Consider the following 16,695-nt stretch of genomic DNA (forward strand, 5'->3'; position numbering starts at 1 on the left):
CGGATATTTCTAACATATCGCCCAATTAGGGCAAAACACATCACATAGAAATCAGTTCCCCTCTAGTAATGAGGCAGGTCAGAGATACGATCAGAGCGCCATCGCGGTTATGTCACCGGATGCACAGAACACCATTGCATAACTTCCAAAACCTCCCGAAGGCCAGTTTTCCCGATATCAATAGAGCAAACAGCGGCGCACTCGATTCGTGATCGAGACACCTCACAGCGCAGTATCCGAATATCACAGCAATACAACAGCACACTCCGATGAAATCATCACCGGATCTCCGCGCTCGCCCGCAACGCCTACACCTCGTTCCGTCATCCAGGGTGTGAAGTCGCGAAAACCCTTATCTGCCACTACTCCGGCTACAGTGCCGAATACACCTGCAATGACGGCGAAGTCGTTCACCGCTACACCACCCGGCGCAACGCAGGATACCGGCCGATTCAGCGGCACACGGCCAGCCAGGGAACTCACCGAAGCGATATCACGCTGACCTCGAAAACTTTTGAGGAACAAAGGACTCGACCCATACGCTCAGCGCATGAACAGCAATTCGGGACTGCGGAATGTGGTCGATGTCGAAGCGACATGCTGAGAGGGCGGGATCCCTCGGGCATTGTCAGCGAGAAAATCGAAATCGGCTTGACCGTTGTCAACCTCGACGCGGGCGAGCGAATTGCCAAGCACCGCATTCTGGTTCGGACCGCGCGCTCCACGATCAGCGAATTCTGTACCGAACTCATTGGGCTCACCCAGGACGAGGTCGACACCAGTATGGCGTTCTGCGACGCGTGCCGTCTACTCGCAGGCAAGCTCCGAGCCGGAACCCGGCCGTGGGCCAGTTCGGGTGACTACAACCGCAAGAAGTTCGAGCGAGAGTGCGCCGCCAAGGATACCGAATATCCATTCGGAAAAAGCATACGATCGAATGGGCTGTTGTCGCGGGCATGCATATAGACCGGGTCGCTCTGGAACCCGGTCAACCGCCGGCGTCCGTTTGGCATGCACCGAAAGAGCGCTGGTAACGGCATTTCGGTGCGGTGCCTTTCACCTCGACCACGACCGCGACATGAGGGGCGAACACAACCAGTTCGGCTTTCTGCGTCCTGCCCTGGCAGTAGCGATCGGGTAAGTAGCACCCCGAGATCGCCACTCCCACAAAGGTATGTCGCCCGATCCAGGAGCGCATCCAGTCGAGCACACACTGCTAGGAACGCGGCGCCGCCGGTCTTTCGTTGATGACAAGCATCGGCGGCCACCTTCATCGTGTCCCACGCATCGACATCTCGACGGCAACCAACCGTGCTATGCGAGCAGAACGTCAAAGAGGCTGTAAAACAGCATATTGGCAATACAAGGGCACGTCGTCGCCATCGGAAGCAGGTATCGCGAAGCGGTCGAAGCCCACATAGCGGGCGCGGGTATCGGCCCGCTCAATCGCGCAGGGTGTCTGCCAGCGCGGGATCGATGGAGAACACTATGGCGATCAGCGAATCGATCAGCAAGTCGACGACGTGCTCCCGTGAAACAGTTTCGGTACGCAGCCAGGTGAGCGTGGTCTCCTCGAGAAAGGCGATCCAGCCGCGCGTGGCGAGCATGAGGCGGGGACGGTCGGCTTCGGCGATCGAGGTGGGAGTTTCGGCGAGGATGATGTCGACAATGACATCGCGAGCCTGATCGATGAGAGGAGCCAGCGCGGGGCTGACGCTGATAGAACCGCGCAGCAACGCCAGGTACGAGGTGTGTTTCTCGGTGACGTATCCGAGGTAGCGTTCGATCGAATCGCGCAGCATGGCGGGCAGGCCGAGGGCCCGGTCGGGAGCCACCCGCTCGAGCAGTTCGGCATTGGCATGCCGCACGATCGCCAGTTGGAAATCCTGCTTACTCGGAAAGTAGTGGAACAACAAACCACGCGAAATGCCTGCTTGCGCTGCGATCTCACTGACCGGGATGTCGTCGATGGCACGTTCGCCGAGCAGAGCGGCACCCAAGGCGATCAGCTGTTCGCGCCGCTCATCCGGGTCGAGCCGAGTTCGCTTGGCGGTTACTCGCCTGCTGCTCATTCCCCCATGCTAATGATCACGAGGCAATGCACTATTGATTCACGCTCAATAACGACATAGGCTCAGTTGTATGAGACAAAGGGTCACAGACACTGCTGTCGTGACCGACAGTGCCACCGAAGCGCATGCGAGTTCGATCTCCACCGCCGGTAACATCCGCGCGCTGATCGGCGCGTCCGGGTTCCATGCCACCGACTCACCTGCCCGTGAACTGGTCACCGGCCGCGACAGCCGCACGCTGCCAGAAATATTCGCCGAGATCGGCCGGAAGAGCTACAAAGGCACCTCGATCACCGGCTTCCCGAACATGTTCTTCCCGTTCGGCGCGAACACCAGCATCGAGCATGACTCGATAGTGAATACGTTCGAATCGCAATTCGATTACATTATCGACATCGTCGGCGAACTGGCCACCATCGATCACATGAATCCACGCACTGTGGAGGTGCGCCGCAAGGCGCGGGACACCTTCAACACCGAATTGCTGGCGCGCACGGCAGGCACTGTCCGGGTAACCGGCGGGTGCTCCGACTGGTATCTGAACAAGCACAGTGACAGCACTACATCACGGCCGGGCTCTACCCTCCGGTTCCTCGGGCTGAACAGAGCATTCGACGTGGCAGCGTACGACGTCAGCACTTCGGGAGCCGACGTGAAAGCAGTGACGTAATGAACAAGTACTTCGAGAACAAAGTCTGTGTGATCACCGGAGCGGGTTCCGGAATCGGCCGCGCGCTGGCAGTGAACCTGGCCGAACACGGAGCCAAACTGGCGCTGTCCGATATCGACGCCGACGGCTTGGCCGAGACCACCCGCCAATGCGAACAGCTCGGCGCCGAGGTCGAGTCCGATCAACTGGACGTGGTCGAGCGCGAATCAGTACTACGCTATGCCGACGCAGTGTTGTCGCGCTTCGGCGCAGTGCACCAGATCTACAACAACGCGGGCATCACCCACCACGGCGAGGTGCTCCGCTCGGAGTTCAAGAACTTCGAGCGCGTCATGGATGTCGATTTCTGGGGCGTGCTCAACGGCACCAAAGCGTTCCTGCCGATGATCATCGCGTCCGGCGACGGTCACATCATCAACGTGTCCAGCCTGCTCGGTTTGCTGGCAGTTCCCAACCAGAGCGCCTACAGCGCGGCGAAATTCGCGGTACGCGGTTTCACCGAATCGTTGCGCCAGGAAATGCTGATCACCGGGTATCCGGTCAAAGTCACCTGCGTGCACCCCGGCGGCATCAAGACCGCGGTGATGCGCAACTCCACCTTCGCCGAGGGCATCGACGCCGCCGCGTCCGCAGCGCTATTCGACAACAGCCTGGCCGCCCATACCCCTGATATGGCGGCGAAGACCATCCTCAAAGGTGTGCGGAAAGGGCGCGCGAGAGTGCTGATCGGCTGGGAGGCCGAGCTGCTCGATCTCTCTGTCCGGGCGGCCGCGTCCTCCTATCAGAGAGTTTCGGTTGTGGTCCATCGTCTTTTCTTACCTAGTTTCTTCCTACCTCGACCCCCCTCTCACCGTGACAACGACAGCACCGGCAGCCTATCTATATCCGAGCAGAATTCGAGGACCACCATGACAGACATCAATCTTCCGCTACCCATCGCGCGGACCGTGCTGAATCCGATCTTCCGGCTGACGCTCAACAAACGATTACCGTTTCGGGTACAGCGCAGACTACTCACCGTGGGTGCGCGGGCGCAGGCGCTGCCCGCTGGCAGCATCAGGCGGATGGTACGGCTGGGCGGCAGGCCCGCCGAGCGGATCAGTTTCGCCGACACCACCGACCACGGTGCTGTTCTCTACCTGCACGGCGGCGGATACGCGGTCGGTTCGATCGCCTCGCACCGCTCGCTGGCGGCCCGGCTGGCCCGCGACACCGGATGCCCGGTCTATGTCCTGGACTACCGTCTGGCTCCGGAGCACCCATTCCCCGCAGCGCTGGATGATGCCGAGGCGGCGTTCCTCGAGCTGATGACGAGCACCGGCCATCGTCCGGAGCAGATCGCCATCGCCGGTGATTCCGCGGGTGGCGGGCTCTCGCTGGCGCTGGCGCAGCGGCTGATCGCACGACACGGACACACCCCTGCTGCCCTCGGCTTGATCGCGCCCTGGGTCGATCCCGATCGGATCCCGGACCAGGAACGCGACCTGGTGATCAGCAGGCCGTGGTCGCGTAACTGCGCAGTCGCCTACTTAGGCGACGCGGACCCGAATGATCCCGGCTATACACCGCTGAAAGGCGATATGCGCGGCCTGCCACCAACCTATGTACAGGTGGACGTCAGTGAACTGCTCTACCCGCAATGCATCGATCTCGTCGCCGCACTACGCGCGGCGGAGATTCCTGTCCGCTTCACCGAAAGCCAGGGCCTGTGGCACGTCGCACAATTGCAGGCCTCGTTGACCGCGCCCGCCGCGGCGGTATTGCGCGAACTCACGGATTTCCTGCGCGAAGCCATCCAGCAGAAGGACCTACACAAGCTGGGCTGAACAGCAGCGGGGCCGCGCAAGGCGACAATACTCGGCCCCGCTTTGGGTGGTTGACCCCACGGCCCTGACACAAGTGTCGTAGATTACTGGCGAGCAAATCCACGTGGAAGGGCACTGATGCGCGAGTTCGAAGTCCCGGCTTCCTACACCATTCCGGACAATACGAACAATTCCGACAACGTCTTCCGGCATGCCGAGCAGACGCCGAACGCGGTGCTGTTCAACGTACCGGAAGGCGGTGGGGGTTGGCGAGATGTGACGGCTACGGAGTTCGCGAAGGCCGTTACCGGTGTGGCGAAAGGCCTGATCGCTTCCGGCCTCGAACTCGGCGACCGTATCGCGATCATGGCCCCGACCAGGTACGAATGGTCTGTTCTCGATTTCGCCATCTGGGCTGTGGGCGGTTGCACCGTCGCCATCTACGACAGTTCGGCCGCCGAGCAGGCCAAATGGATCTTGCAGGACTCGGCCACCAAGATGCTGGTGATCGACAATGACAAACACCGCGCAGTGATCGATGAGATCGAACCCGGAGCTCTGCCGGATCTGCAGAAGACCCTGCAGATCGACAAGGGTGCGCTGGACGAGCTGACCACTCGTGGTGCCGACCTGGACGATCAGGTCGTGCACGAACGCCGGGCCCAAGTCGGCGCGCAGTCACCGGCTACGTTGATCTACACCTCGGGCACCACAGGCCGCCCGAAGGGCGTCATGCTGACTCATGCGAACCTCCACGCCGAGTCCATGTCCGTCCGGAACCGGGTGGGGGAGCTCGTCCACGAGGGCCAGAAGACCCTTATGTTCCTGCCGATGGCGCACGTTTTCGCACGCGCCGTCGCGCTGACCACGTTCGACGCGAAGGTGATCGTCGCGCACAGCTCCGACTGGACCACCCTGGTCGACCAGTTCGCCGGCTACCAGCCGCACTTCATCCTTTCGGTGCCGCGTGTGTTCGAGAAGGTGTTCAATAGCGCCAAGCAGAAAGCACACGACGGCGGCAAAGGCAAGATCTTCGACGCCGCCGCCGACACGGCCATCGCGTGGAGCGAGGCGATCGACAATGGTGGTCCTGGTATCGGGCTCAAGCTGAAGCACGCTCTGTTCGACAAATTGGTCTACTCGAAGCTGCGGGCGGCTCTCGGCGGCCGATGCCAGGATGCCGTCTCCGGCGGCGGACCACTCGGCGCACGGCTGGGCCACTTCTTCCGCGGCGTCGGCGTGACCGTCTACGAAGGCTATGGGCTCACCGAGACCAGCGCGGCTATTTCTCTGAACGCTCCGAACCAGATCCGGGTCGGCACGGTCGGCCGCCCGTTGGACGGGCATGCCGCCAAGATCGCCGAGGACGGCGAGCTGATGATGCGCGGCTCGGTCGTCTTCGGCGGCTACTGGGGTAATTCGGAGGCCACCGAAGACTCCTTCGAGGACGGCTGGTTCAAGACCGGTGACCTCGGCTCCATCGACGAGGGCGGCTTCATCACCATCACCGGCCGCAAGAAGGAGATCATCGTCACCGCCGGTGGCAAGAACGTCTCCCCCGCGCTGTTGGAGGACTCGCTGCGGGCACACCCGCTGATCAGCCAGGTGCTGGTAGTCGGCGACGGTCAGCCGTTCATCGGCGCGCTGATCACTCTGGACCCGGAGGCACTGCCCGGCTGGAAGGAGCGCCACAACCTGCCCGCCGACACCCCCATCGAGAAGCTGATCGAGAACCAGGAGCTGATCGCCGAAGTAGACGCCGCGGTGGCCGAATCCAACAAGAAGGTCTCGCGCGCCGAACAGATCAGGAAGATCCGTCTGCTGACCACCGACTGGACCCATGAGACCGGCGAGCTCACTCCGAAGCTGTCGCTCAAACGTGCGGTCGTGATGAAGCAGCACGCCGAGGACGTAGCGCAGATCTACAGCTGAGCCGCATTCCGAGGTGGCGCTGTCGGCGACGCTTGCTCGCCGGTAGCGCCATCCGGGTGGCCAATACGTACTTCATCGAATGGTCACCTCATACGAGATAAACGGGATTAGGCTCGAATCCATGGCTGAGCTGCGACTACGAGTGGCGGCCGGGATTGTCTCGGCGGGAGTCGCGCTCGGTGTGGCCGAACTGCTCGCAGCTTTCTCCGACGCGAGCAGCGCTCCGCTCTATGCGCTCGGCTCGGCCGTAGTCGAGTACACGCCGGACACACCGCGTGAGTGGGCTATCACCGTGTTCGGCACGAACGACAAGGCCGTGTTGTATCTGCTCATGGGCACGACCTCGGTCCTCGTCGCCGGATCGGCAGGAGCGGTCGAGCGCACCGGCCGCGCCGTCGGATCGTGGTTGTTCGCCGCCTTCGGTGCGATCGCCGCAGTCGCGGCTATCACTCGAACAGGCATCGCCGGCGCCCTGCCGACCGCGCTCGGCGTCGCCGTCGGAATCACCACATTGCACACCCTGACTCACCACATCGACGAATCAGTCGCCGTGCGGACCGATGCAGTCCGAGCCTGCGCCACATCCGAAATACCGACAGCGAAGGACGAAAGCACAGGTCGGGCAGACGACGGTCCGCAGCGACGACAGGTCATGCTAGGACTGCTGGCGGCAGGTGGCTTTTCCATAGTCACCGGGGTCGGCGGGCGACTGCTCGGGCTATGGCGTCGGGACGTTTCTGCTGAGCGGGCCGCAGTGCAACTACCGAAGCCGGTCACACCTGTCGGGCCCCTCGCACCCGGCACGGTAATGCGCTTGCCCGGACTGACCCCGTACACGACCGCGAACGACGACTTCTACCGGATCGATACCGCACTGATCGTGCCGAATGTCTCCACAGTCGATTGGACGCTGTGCATCCACGGCATGGTCGATCGCGAAATCCGGCTCGAATGGGCGGACCTGGCATATCGACAGGCAGAAGAACATCTGATCACCATGGCCTGCGTGTCGAATCCCGTGGGTGGCGATCTGATCGGGAACGCGCGCTGGCTCGGCTACCGCCTGGACCGACTGCTCGCCGAGGCGGGCCCACATCCGACAGCCGATATGGTGCTCTCGCGCAGTATCGATGGCTGGACCGCGGGCACGCCGCTCGCGGCGCTCATCGACGGACGCGACGCCCTGCTCGCAGTCGGGATGAATGGTGAACCCCTTCCGGTGTCACATGGTTATCCGGCCCGCTTGATCGTGCCCGGCCTCTACGGCTATGTCTCGGCCACCAAATGGGTCACCGAGCTGGAGGTGACCCGCTTCGACTCGGCCACCGCCTACTGGACCCGGCGAGGCTGGTCGGCTCTCGGTCCGATCAAGACCGGCACCCGCATCGATACCCCGCGCGGCCGCGCGCGACCGGGCCGCGTCCCCATCGCCGGGGTAGCGTGGGCTCAGCACCGCGGCATCCACGCGGTAGAAGTTCAAATCGATAACGGCCGCTGGCAACAGGCCCGACTCGCAGACGAACACTCCATCGACACATGGCGCCAGTGGATCTTCGAGTGGGATGCCACCACGGGCTCGCATACGATCCGTGCTCGCGCCACCGACGGCACTGGCGAGATCCAGACTGCCGAACGCCGCGGCACAGTCCCCGATGGCGCTACTGGCTACCCATCGATCACAGTCCAGATCGACTGAGCAAGGCAGTGATCGGAGCTCGTCAGCCACGTCGTCACGGCCGCCCCGGAGCATAGTTCACCGCCGAATCGGCCCCTACATGGTCTTGCTTCAGCACCGCGGGAGCGGACTCACCGTGCTGGACGAACAGCATAGAAGCGATAGCGCCGATCAGCAGGATGCCTGCGGGAAGCAACGTGGACTGGCTCAGTGCAATACTGAAGGAAGCTTTTCCGGCCTCCAGGATCGGGCCTCGACCCACGCCGCCCTCAGCGACCTGGACACCGCCGAGTCCGTTCGCGGCCAATCTAGCGGTGACCAGAGCGCTGATCGCCGCGCTGCCGAACACCGCCCCCACTTGACGGGTGGTGTTGTAGATACCGGCGCCCGCACCGGCTTGCCGCACCGGCAGGTTGTGCGTCGCAGTAGATGCCAGCGGAGCCCAGACGCAGGCGTTAGCGATGCCTGCCATCGCCGCGGCCACCAGAAACCAGATCACTGAGGAATCCGGCCGCATCAGAGCCGAGGACCAGAACACCGACAACGCGAACATGCCGAACCCGATACCAGGCACCACCCTCGGGTGCATCCGGTCGGCGAAGCGTCCGATCATGGGAGAAAGGAGGCCGGTGATGAGTGCCATTGGCGCAAAAACCAGCGCGGACTTCGTCGACGACATCTCACGCACGGCTTGCAGGTAGAAGTACGTCGGCACCATCAGTGCGGTCACTGCCGCGCCCATGGCGGCGATGGCGATATTGGACAACGCGAAGTTGCGGGTATTGAACAAACTCAGCGGCAGCAGCGGTTCCCGGACATTGCGAGCCTGATAGACCAAGAACGCGGCGAGCACGAACAAGCCCGCGCCGATCAACGACCAGATCCGTAACGACCAGTCGTAGCTATTGCCTTCCTGGATGCCGAATACCAGCAAAGTCATACCGATGCCGCTCAACAACACACCAGGGATGTCGAACTTGTGCTCCTGGGTCGGCAATGCGGGGACCAGCCAAGCCGCCAACGCAAAAGCGATGACACCGATCGGAACATTCACGATGAAAACCCACTCCCAGCCGAGGTTGTCGACCAACACACCGCCGAGGAGCGGACCGATCAGCGTAGCCAACCCCGCGACGCCGCCCCACAGCCCCATGGCCGCGCCGCGTCGGTCCGGAGGAAAGGTCCTGGTGATCACAGCCATGGTTTGTGGTGCCAGCAGTGCGGCACCGAGGCCCTGTACGGCGCGGGCGGCGATCAGCATCTCGATGCTGCCGGACAGCCCACACCACAGTGATGCGCTGGTGAAAACCATCAGACCGAGTAGGTAGATGTTCTTGGGGCCGAATCGATCACCCAACCTGCCTGCGACAAGCAACGGCACTGCGTAGGTGAGCAGATAAGCACTGGTTACCCAGATCACCTGCGAAATATCGGCGTGCAGGTTGGTCATGATGGCCGGATTAGCGACTGCGACAATGGTCATGTCCAGCAGAACCATGAAGATGCCGATGACCAGCGCGGTCAACCCGAGCCACGGACTGCGTTGTGTGGGCATGGATTCATTTCCTAATTCGAGTTGCCCAAAATATTCAGGGCGAGATTCGACGTCGCCCGGCCCGGCACCGATGTCGGGGCGGAGGAGGCGGCGGTACGTGCGCCGGTCTCGGGATCGAAGTCCTCCCATTCGAGTTCGCCACTATCTACTGCGGCGGCGAACTCCTTGACCCAGGTGATCTCAGCAGCAAGCATCGTCCGCAGATAAGGGAGTGCGATCCAATAGCGGCGCGGGATGCCTTGGTCCTCGACCCACGCGATCTGCATGTCGGTATCGGCCAGTTCGTTTTCCAACCGACTGATCCGTTCGCGTAGCAACGCGAGCACATCCGGTGTAGGCACATTGTGCAGCTCCGCCAGCGCCATCGGGAACGTCGGATACTCCGGAACAGGACGCCGCACGATCTCGGCGATCCGATTGCGCAGCGCGTCTCTGCCGCGGGCGGTGATCCGATAAGTGGTGCGTTCGGGCCGATTACCTGCCCGATCGACACCTTCCGCACAGATCAATCCCTGATCATCCAGCCTGGATACGGTGTGATATAGCGAGCCGGGCCGCACCTTGACCAGTTTGTCCTCCTGGCGAGAAATCAGCGTCTGATACATCTCATACGGGTGCATGGGCCGCTCCTCCAGCAATGCGAGCACGGCAATGGCCAGTGGCGTCACCGGCGAATGCGCTTGTCCCATGCGTTGTCACCTCCATGGCTCATCCTTCGCCCTTCCCCGTCGGTGGGCACAGCGGGCCCTTTTCCGACCAGCGGCAGCCATGCTCGACACATGGTCCGCATCAAATATTCCACATGGAATATACGATCCGGAGTAAAGCGGTGGCAAGGGGATTCCTAAATAAAGGAGACAATCCGCTACCCGACGCCTGCACCGCTACACATGATGTGCGGGAGCGGCGCTATAGCGCGTGCGCGTCCAACCAGGCGCGCGCGACCTCACCCGACGTGGCGGCACGCTCCCGTACCTGCCGGATCATGGTGGCCAACTCTTCCGTTGTCAGCTCACCAGCGACATAGTTCAGCTTGGTGATCTGCCGCCGGTCGAGCAGCCCTTTCCGGAACAGCGGCAGCACATTCTCGGCGCGCACGGCATAGTCGTCGTCGGACAGCACGGTCAGCCCGTCCGTCATTCCGGGCATGAGCGCGGGTGATACGGTCAGCATGCCAACTTGGATTTGCCTGTCCAGCAATGCCTTTCGCAGCTCAACCGGATTCGGGAACGCCACTGTGGCCGCGAAATCGCAGTCAGCGATCCGATCGAGCGCGTGCGTCCCAGGCAGCAGGCCCGGCACAGGCGCCACACCAACGATCAGCCCGGCACAGTGCGGGGCGAGATCGTCGACGGAACTAATATCGTCGTGTGCCGCCCGCTGGGCGGTGAGCAACACGCGTGGCCGCAAATCGGCACCTTCGGCCATATCAGAGACCACCAGCCCCTCGGGCAGCGCGGCGCTCACCGACTTCTCGACATCCGCGGGCAGCCGAGCCACCGCACGGTCATCGAAATAAGCCAACAATGAGCCAGTATGTTCACCGACCACCTGGATCCGATTCGCATCGAGTGCGGCGAGGTAATCCGTGCGATCGCCCAGACGCGACGCGACCTCAGTGCGCGCACCGGCGCGTGTCAGCGCACCCGCGTAGATTTCGGCGAGCACCGAAGACTCCACCGAATCGCCCGCTCCGACGGTAATCGGTTCCGGTTCCTCCTTACCGCAGGATGCGACCAGCGCGATGGACGCGACGACCAAGAATCGAGCCAGCACCCGCTGCGACACGACTATCCTCATCCGGCGACACCCACTCTCCGACGAACCGACACAAGCAGCAGAACACCCGGAAACGGACAGTGCGGACACCCAGAGCGTCCCTGCACCCGCACCCGATTCGCACGCTGCGGACAGCATTCTCCCGGATAGAGGCCCGGCACCGCACGATACCCCCGACAGCGAGGGCGCCCCGTTCGAGATCAGGAACGGGGCGCCCTCGACACGGCCTGGAAACTCGTGTTATGCGACGCCCTCGGCGTGGGCCGCAGCCGCCACCGCCGTGGCGACAGCCGGGGCCACCCGCGGGTCCAGCGGGCTCGGCACGATCTTGTTCGGACCCAACTCGTCGGCGACGACACTGAGGATCGCGTCGGCGGCGGCGATCTTCATGCCTTCGCTGATCCGTCGGGCGCCCGCGTCCAACGCACCCTTGAAGACGCCGGGGAAGGCCAACACATTGTTGATCTGGTTCGGGAAGTCGCTGCGGCCGGTAGCCACAATCGCGGCATAACGGCGCGCCACATCGGGGTGGATCTCCGGATCCGGGTTGGACATGGCGAACACGATAGATTCCGGCGCCATCGACGCGATGATCTCCTCGGCGATCCGGCCCGCGGACAAACCGAGGAACACATCGGCGCCCGCCAGCGCCTCGGCCGCACTGCCGGTTCGGCCACGTGGGTTGGTGTGGGTGGCCAATTCGGCCTTCACGTCGTTGAGATCATCGCGATCACGGCTCAGGATGCCCTTGGAGTCGAGCACGATGACATCCTGGACGCCAGCTGCGAGCAGGATGTTCGTACACGCGACTCCGGCCGCACCCGCGCCGGAAACGACGACTTTCACGTCCTCGATGCTGCGACCTTGCACCTTGGCGGCGCCGTTGAGCGCGGCGAGCACTACGATCGCGGTGCCGTGCTGGTCGTCGTGCATCACCGGGCAATCGAGCGCCTCGATGATCCGCCGCTCCAGCTCGAAACAGCGCGGCGCGGAGATGTCCTCCAGGTTCACCGCGCCGAAACTCGGGCGCAAGCGGACCAGGGTCTCGACGATCTCATCGACGTCTTTGGTATCCAATACGAGCGGAATCGAGTCCAGGCCGGCGAACTTCTTGAACAGGGCGGACTTGCCCTCCATCACCGGCAGCGCGGCGCGCGCGCCGATATCGCCTAGACCGAGCACAGCGGTGCCGTCGCTGACCACAACCACAAGCCGGTCGGTCCAAGTGTAACGCTTGGCCAACGCCACATCCTCCGCGATCGCGCGGCTGACTCGGGCAACACCCGGGGTGTAGGCGATCGAGAGATCGCGCTGTGTCTCCAGCGGCGCACTGAGTTCGACCGAGAGCTTGCCGCCGAGATGTCCCGCGAAAATTTCTTCGCTGGTGATTTCGGAAAGGCTTGCGGTGGCGTTCGGTGCGTCAGTCACAGGTGACACGATTTCACTCCTGCTCGAGTCGGACTAAACCGGGGGACAGTTACCACCGGGTAATAGATATAAGATGTCCCACCACACTCATCGAGTGCGCTGACCAGGACATTCGAGGTAGCTGCAATATGACTCGCCACTAGCTGGGCGATATGGTGCGGCACTGATCCACGAAGCGAGAACCGGGGCAGGTGAGCCCAGGTAGAACATGCGGTGCGATCCCTCGGGTCGCGACGGTACATCGCGATGCGAAGGCCTCCGTAGTTCCTTGCCCGGCGGTGGCATAGGCAAGAATTTTTTCATATTCTGCCAGCCGCGCGGGTTAGTTGCCAAGCCGGTGTCCTCTTGGCCACGACGCGCACCGTCATTCGACGGCAAAGCAGCGGAAAGCCGCACTATATGGGCCACACCACGTTGAGCTGTCGTGCTGTTCGGCGGTGCGGTATCAGCTCCACCATTGGGTCCACAACAAGAGTCCGGTGGTAAGGAAGACCAGCCCGGACCCAGCACACGCCGCCGAACCCCGATGCCGATCCGCATAAATCTGCGCCGCGACGACCACCATAGTGGCCACCACATGCCAGATGACCGACTCGTTCCCCGGCCCTGGAAAACCACGCCGATCCGCGAGCACGGCAGTGCCGACAACCACGAGCATGCCCGCGAAGGTTCCTGCGGCGACAAGGCCGCTGATCCCACGCAGCAATTTCACCACACGATCACCGGCACTCCGGTGGCTTTACTCACCAGTTTCTCGAACTGCGCCGGTTCCGTAGTGAAATCACCCAACCGAATCGATTTGTTCGCACCGTGGTAATCCGACGAACCCGTGGTGAGAAGGTCGTATTCAGCGGCCAGATCGGTCAGGAGCGCACGGTCGGCCTCGGAGTGGTCGGGGTGCGCGACTTCCAGACCACCGAGCCCGAGCGTGGCCAACTCACGGATATGGTCGAGTGCGAGCAATCGCCCGCGCTTACGCGCCCTGGTATGCGCGAGAACACTGACCCCGCCCGCGGTGGCGATCATCTCGACCGCGTGCCGCAGCGGAGTATCGGCTTTTTCGACGTAGTACCGGCCGTGCGGGGCGAGCAACTCGACGAACGCGGCGTCCACGCTGGGCACTACCCCCGCTTCGGCCAACGCCCGCGCTAGATGCGGGCGGCCCGCGGACGGACCAGCCGAGGCGAGCACGGCCTCCGGATCGATCGGCAGTCCATCGGCGACCATCCGCTCAGCCATCGCGCGCAGCCGCTCGACGCGTTCGGCACGCAACCGCTCACGTTCGTCGGCGAAGCAGCGATCGGCCGGATCGAACAAATACGCCAGCATGTGCACCGACACCGGCCAACCGTCCTCCCCCCGCCCGGTACAGGACATCTCCATGCCGCGGACCAGCGTCAGCCCCTTCGGCAACGCATCGACGGCCGCCGCCCATCCAGCCGTGGTGTCGTGATCGGTGATCGCGACGACATCCAAGCCTGCGACGGTCGCGTTCCGCACCAGTTCGGCCGGATCGTCGGTACCGTCGGACGCGGTCGAATGAGTATGCAGGTCGATACGCACGTCCTCAGTCTTACCTTGTCTCGGCACTGTGGCGCAGCCGCACTGCGTCTTCCAGCGCCGATGAGCGCAGTGGGTTCGCGGACGCGATCCGCCCTGAGCCGCGCTCCGACCGCGATTCACAGGCTCGCGGCGCCTCGTCCCGGATCGCGCACATCGATCCCGGCCTCCTGCCACGCCTCCCGCAATGCCTGCGCACCGCGAAGCCGCACCCACGCCGCTTCGGTCGCAGTGACCGGCGTCGCCGCGAAGTACCGCACCGGCTCGGCCGGTTCGGGCAATGGCACGTCGGGAATCGCACTGTCACCGAGTAGAACCGCGACGAACGGCGCGTTGCTCCACATCGGCTCTTCCAGGTCCACAAGCGCATCCTTCTGCAACACAACGCCTTCCACAGTGGGAGCGGCGGCAAGCACAGCGAGCGTCTTGGCCAGACCCGAACTCACGCCGCCGCCGGAGCGCAGCGTCAGAATCAGCTCGGCGCGCGGCCCGCGCACCGGATCAGCGTGCGGTGCGGTGGGATCACTCATCGGATGCCTGGATCCGCCGAGCGTCAGATAATGCACCAGATCGTCGACGACAACGCGCAGGATCTCGATCGGTTCCAAACCAAGGAAGGTCACCGATGCGACGTCGATGCCACTGGCGGGCACATCGAAATAGTCCAACACCTCGGCACGGACCGTCTCCAACGCTTCCATATCTCAGATGGCCAGCCGCGCAAGCATGTCACGCGCCTGTTCTGCCGACTTCGGGTCGCACAGCACGTCATAACGGCCCGCGACCAACTGCATAGTGGAGGCGAAATCGCGCTGCCCTCTGGTCGCCGCATAGGGGATCGAGGTCGAGATGACGCCGAAAATGATGCCGCCGAGTAAGCCGACGAGCAGCGGCCCCAATGCGCCGCTGGTGGTGAACAGGCTCAACAACAGGCCGAGGAACAGACCGAGCCAAGCACCGGAAACCACGCCACCGCCGATCACCTTTCCCCAGGTCAGCCGATAAAGAACTCGCTCGACCTGCATCAAGTCGACACCGACGATGGTCACGTCTTGTACTGGGAACTGATTGTCGGCCAAGTAGTCGACCGACTTCTGCGCCTCGGCATAGGTCGGATAGGAGCCGACCGGCCAGCCCGAGGGAGGAGTCGGGAGGCTCTGCCGCGCACGGTTCGAGTTCCCCAAGGGATTCGTCATATCTCTATTCTGCTATCACGAGGGATGCGGTGGTGGAGTGAAACGCGTGGTGCGCGTCATTCCGGCGGCCCGGCCCTGCTCCGCGATCACCCGAGCCATTTTGGCGCTCGCCTCATCGATCATCTCGTCACCGAACATGACCGCACCGCGGGCGCCACCGGCAGGCGAAGTGTGGAAGGCGTAGGCATCCAAGATCATTTCAGCGCGATCGTAGTCTGTCTGGCGTGGGCTGAATATCTCGTTCGCCGCATCGATCTGGTTCGGATGCAGCACCCATTTACCGTCGAAGCCCAACGCCGCGGTGCGCGCGGCCGCCCGTCGGAAACCCTCGACATCCCGAATCTGCAAGTAGGGCCCATCGATCGCCTGGAGGCCATGCGCTCGGGCGGTGAGCAAGATGGTCATCAAGATGTGGTGATAGGCATCACCGGTGTCGTATCCCTCCGGCTGTTCACCGACCACGAGAGTCCGCATATTGATGCCTGCTATCAAGTCGGCGGGCCCGAAGACCAAGGCCTGCACCCGAGGGCTCGCCGTAGCGATCGCATCGATATTACGCAACCCCAGCGCATTCTCGATCTGCGGCTCGATACCGATCCGGCCTACGCCAAGGCCGGATCCCTTTTCCAGCTGAGTCAACAGCAAATCGAGCGCGCGCACCTGACCCGCATCGGTCACCTTGGGCAACAGGATCGCGTCCAAGGCCGCCCCTGCGCCTTCGACTACGGAAATGACATCGGTATAAGTCCATTCGGTGGTCCAGTCGTTCACCCGGACAACGCGCAGCTGCGATCTCCAACCGGAAGCATTGAGCGCCGCAACGATATTCGCACGCGCCTCGGCCTTGGCAACCGGCGCGACTGCATCCTCTAGATCGAGAAACACTTCGTCGACCGGCAACGTCTTGGCTTTCTCGATCATCTTCTTACTACTGCCAGGGCAAGCGAGCACAGAACGGCGCGGTCTCATGATTACTCTCCCTCAATGGTGACGCAGTACGAGCATCCCGACCGCGAACCTCTA

Annotated in this window: 15 protein-coding genes and 2 pseudogenes; 6 read left to right on the forward strand and 11 right to left on the reverse strand. The window is 62.9% G+C overall.

Translation table 11 applies throughout. The features are described from left to right. Positions 1-243: 243 nt before the first annotated feature. The gene (locus ACX4ZE_RS06480) at positions 244-414 is read right to left on the reverse strand and encodes a hypothetical protein (protein WP_480272385.1); all 171 of its coding nucleotides are present in this window, start codon (positions 412-414) and stop codon (positions 244-246) included. Between the two features lie 183 nt (positions 415-597). Here ACX4ZE_RS06480 and ACX4ZE_RS06485 point away from each other — a divergent pair, with 183 nt between their 5' ends. Further along, on the forward strand, positions 598-966 hold the full coding sequence (locus tag ACX4ZE_RS06485) for a hypothetical protein (protein WP_480272386.1): 369 nt from the start codon (positions 598-600) through the stop codon (positions 964-966). 476 nt (positions 967-1,442) lie between these two features. On the opposite strand, the gene ACX4ZE_RS06490 is transcribed toward ACX4ZE_RS06485, so the two are convergent. Next, positions 1,443-2,072, reverse strand: coding sequence for a TetR/AcrR family transcriptional regulator (locus ACX4ZE_RS06490; RefSeq protein ID WP_480272387.1), 630 nt, complete (start codon positions 2,070-2,072; stop codon positions 1,443-1,445). 100 nt (positions 2,073-2,172) lie between these two features. On the opposite strand from ACX4ZE_RS06490, the gene ACX4ZE_RS06495 reads away from it, so the two are divergent. The 5 genes and pseudogenes from ACX4ZE_RS06495 (at position 2,173) to ACX4ZE_RS06515 (ending at position 8,175) form a co-directional block, all read left to right on the forward strand. After that, positions 2,173-2,742: a hypothetical protein gene (locus ACX4ZE_RS06495; protein ID WP_480272388.1), complete on the forward strand. Its 570-nt coding sequence runs from the start codon at positions 2,173-2,175 to the stop codon at positions 2,740-2,742. Further along, a pseudogene (locus ACX4ZE_RS06500) lies at positions 2,742-3,563 on the forward strand (SDR family NAD(P)-dependent oxidoreductase); the annotation flags it as partial. The gene ACX4ZE_RS06495 and the pseudogene ACX4ZE_RS06500, both read left to right, overlap by 1 nt. Positions 3,564-3,863: 300 nt before the next feature. Then, a pseudogene (locus ACX4ZE_RS06505) lies at positions 3,864-4,568 on the forward strand (alpha/beta hydrolase); the annotation flags it as partial. Positions 4,569-4,685: 117 nt separating this feature from the next. Continuing rightward, complete coding sequence (locus ACX4ZE_RS06510) at positions 4,686-6,479, forward strand: AMP-dependent synthetase/ligase (RefSeq protein WP_480272389.1); 1,794 nt, start codon at positions 4,686-4,688, stop codon at positions 6,477-6,479. A 121-nt stretch (positions 6,480-6,600) separates the two neighbouring features. After that, entirely contained in the window at positions 6,601-8,175 is a 1,575-nt protein-coding gene (locus tag ACX4ZE_RS06515) for a molybdopterin-dependent oxidoreductase (RefSeq protein ID WP_480272390.1), read from the forward strand. 34 nt (positions 8,176-8,209) lie between these two features. On the opposite strand, the gene ACX4ZE_RS06520 is transcribed toward ACX4ZE_RS06515, so the two are convergent. From ACX4ZE_RS06520 to ACX4ZE_RS06560, 9 genes are all read right to left on the reverse strand, one after another. Beyond that, on the reverse strand, positions 8,210-9,709 hold the full coding sequence (locus tag ACX4ZE_RS06520) for a DHA2 family efflux MFS transporter permease subunit (RefSeq protein WP_480272391.1): 1,500 nt from the start codon (positions 9,707-9,709) through the stop codon (positions 8,210-8,212). A gap of 11 nt (positions 9,710-9,720) precedes the next feature. Beyond that, complete coding sequence (locus tag ACX4ZE_RS06525) at positions 9,721-10,398, reverse strand: PadR family transcriptional regulator (protein ID WP_480272392.1); 678 nt, start codon at positions 10,396-10,398, stop codon at positions 9,721-9,723. Between the two features lie 220 nt (positions 10,399-10,618). Continuing rightward, the gene (locus ACX4ZE_RS06530) at positions 10,619-11,509 is read right to left on the reverse strand and encodes a glycine betaine ABC transporter substrate-binding protein (RefSeq protein WP_480272393.1); all 891 of its coding nucleotides are present in this window, start codon (positions 11,507-11,509) and stop codon (positions 10,619-10,621) included. A 219-nt stretch (positions 11,510-11,728) separates the two neighbouring features. Then, entirely contained in the window at positions 11,729-12,925 is a 1,197-nt protein-coding gene (locus ACX4ZE_RS06535) for an NAD(P)-dependent malic enzyme (RefSeq protein WP_480272394.1), read from the reverse strand. Between the two features lie 436 nt (positions 12,926-13,361). Further along, on the reverse strand, positions 13,362-13,631 hold the full coding sequence (locus ACX4ZE_RS06540; RefSeq protein ID WP_480272395.1) for a hypothetical protein: 270 nt from the start codon (positions 13,629-13,631) through the stop codon (positions 13,362-13,364). Next, positions 13,625-14,479, reverse strand: a complete 855-nt coding sequence (locus tag ACX4ZE_RS06545; protein WP_480272396.1) for a PHP domain-containing protein — start codon at positions 14,477-14,479, stop codon at positions 13,625-13,627. The genes ACX4ZE_RS06540 and ACX4ZE_RS06545 overlap by 7 nt, the downstream gene beginning before the upstream one ends. Positions 14,480-14,595: 116 nt before the next feature. Then, entirely contained in the window at positions 14,596-15,177 is a 582-nt protein-coding gene (locus ACX4ZE_RS06550) for a suppressor of fused domain protein (RefSeq protein WP_480272397.1), read from the reverse strand. A gap of 3 nt (positions 15,178-15,180) precedes the next feature. Next, complete coding sequence (locus ACX4ZE_RS06555) at positions 15,181-15,672, reverse strand: YflT domain-containing protein (RefSeq protein WP_480272398.1); 492 nt, start codon at positions 15,670-15,672, stop codon at positions 15,181-15,183. A gap of 15 nt (positions 15,673-15,687) precedes the next feature. Continuing rightward, positions 15,688-16,641, reverse strand: a complete 954-nt coding sequence (locus ACX4ZE_RS06560; RefSeq protein ID WP_480272399.1) for an HpcH/HpaI aldolase/citrate lyase family protein — start codon at positions 16,639-16,641, stop codon at positions 15,688-15,690. Positions 16,642-16,695 lie beyond the last annotated feature (54 nt).

The organism is Nocardia sp. TBRC8007 (assembly GCF_056629435.1).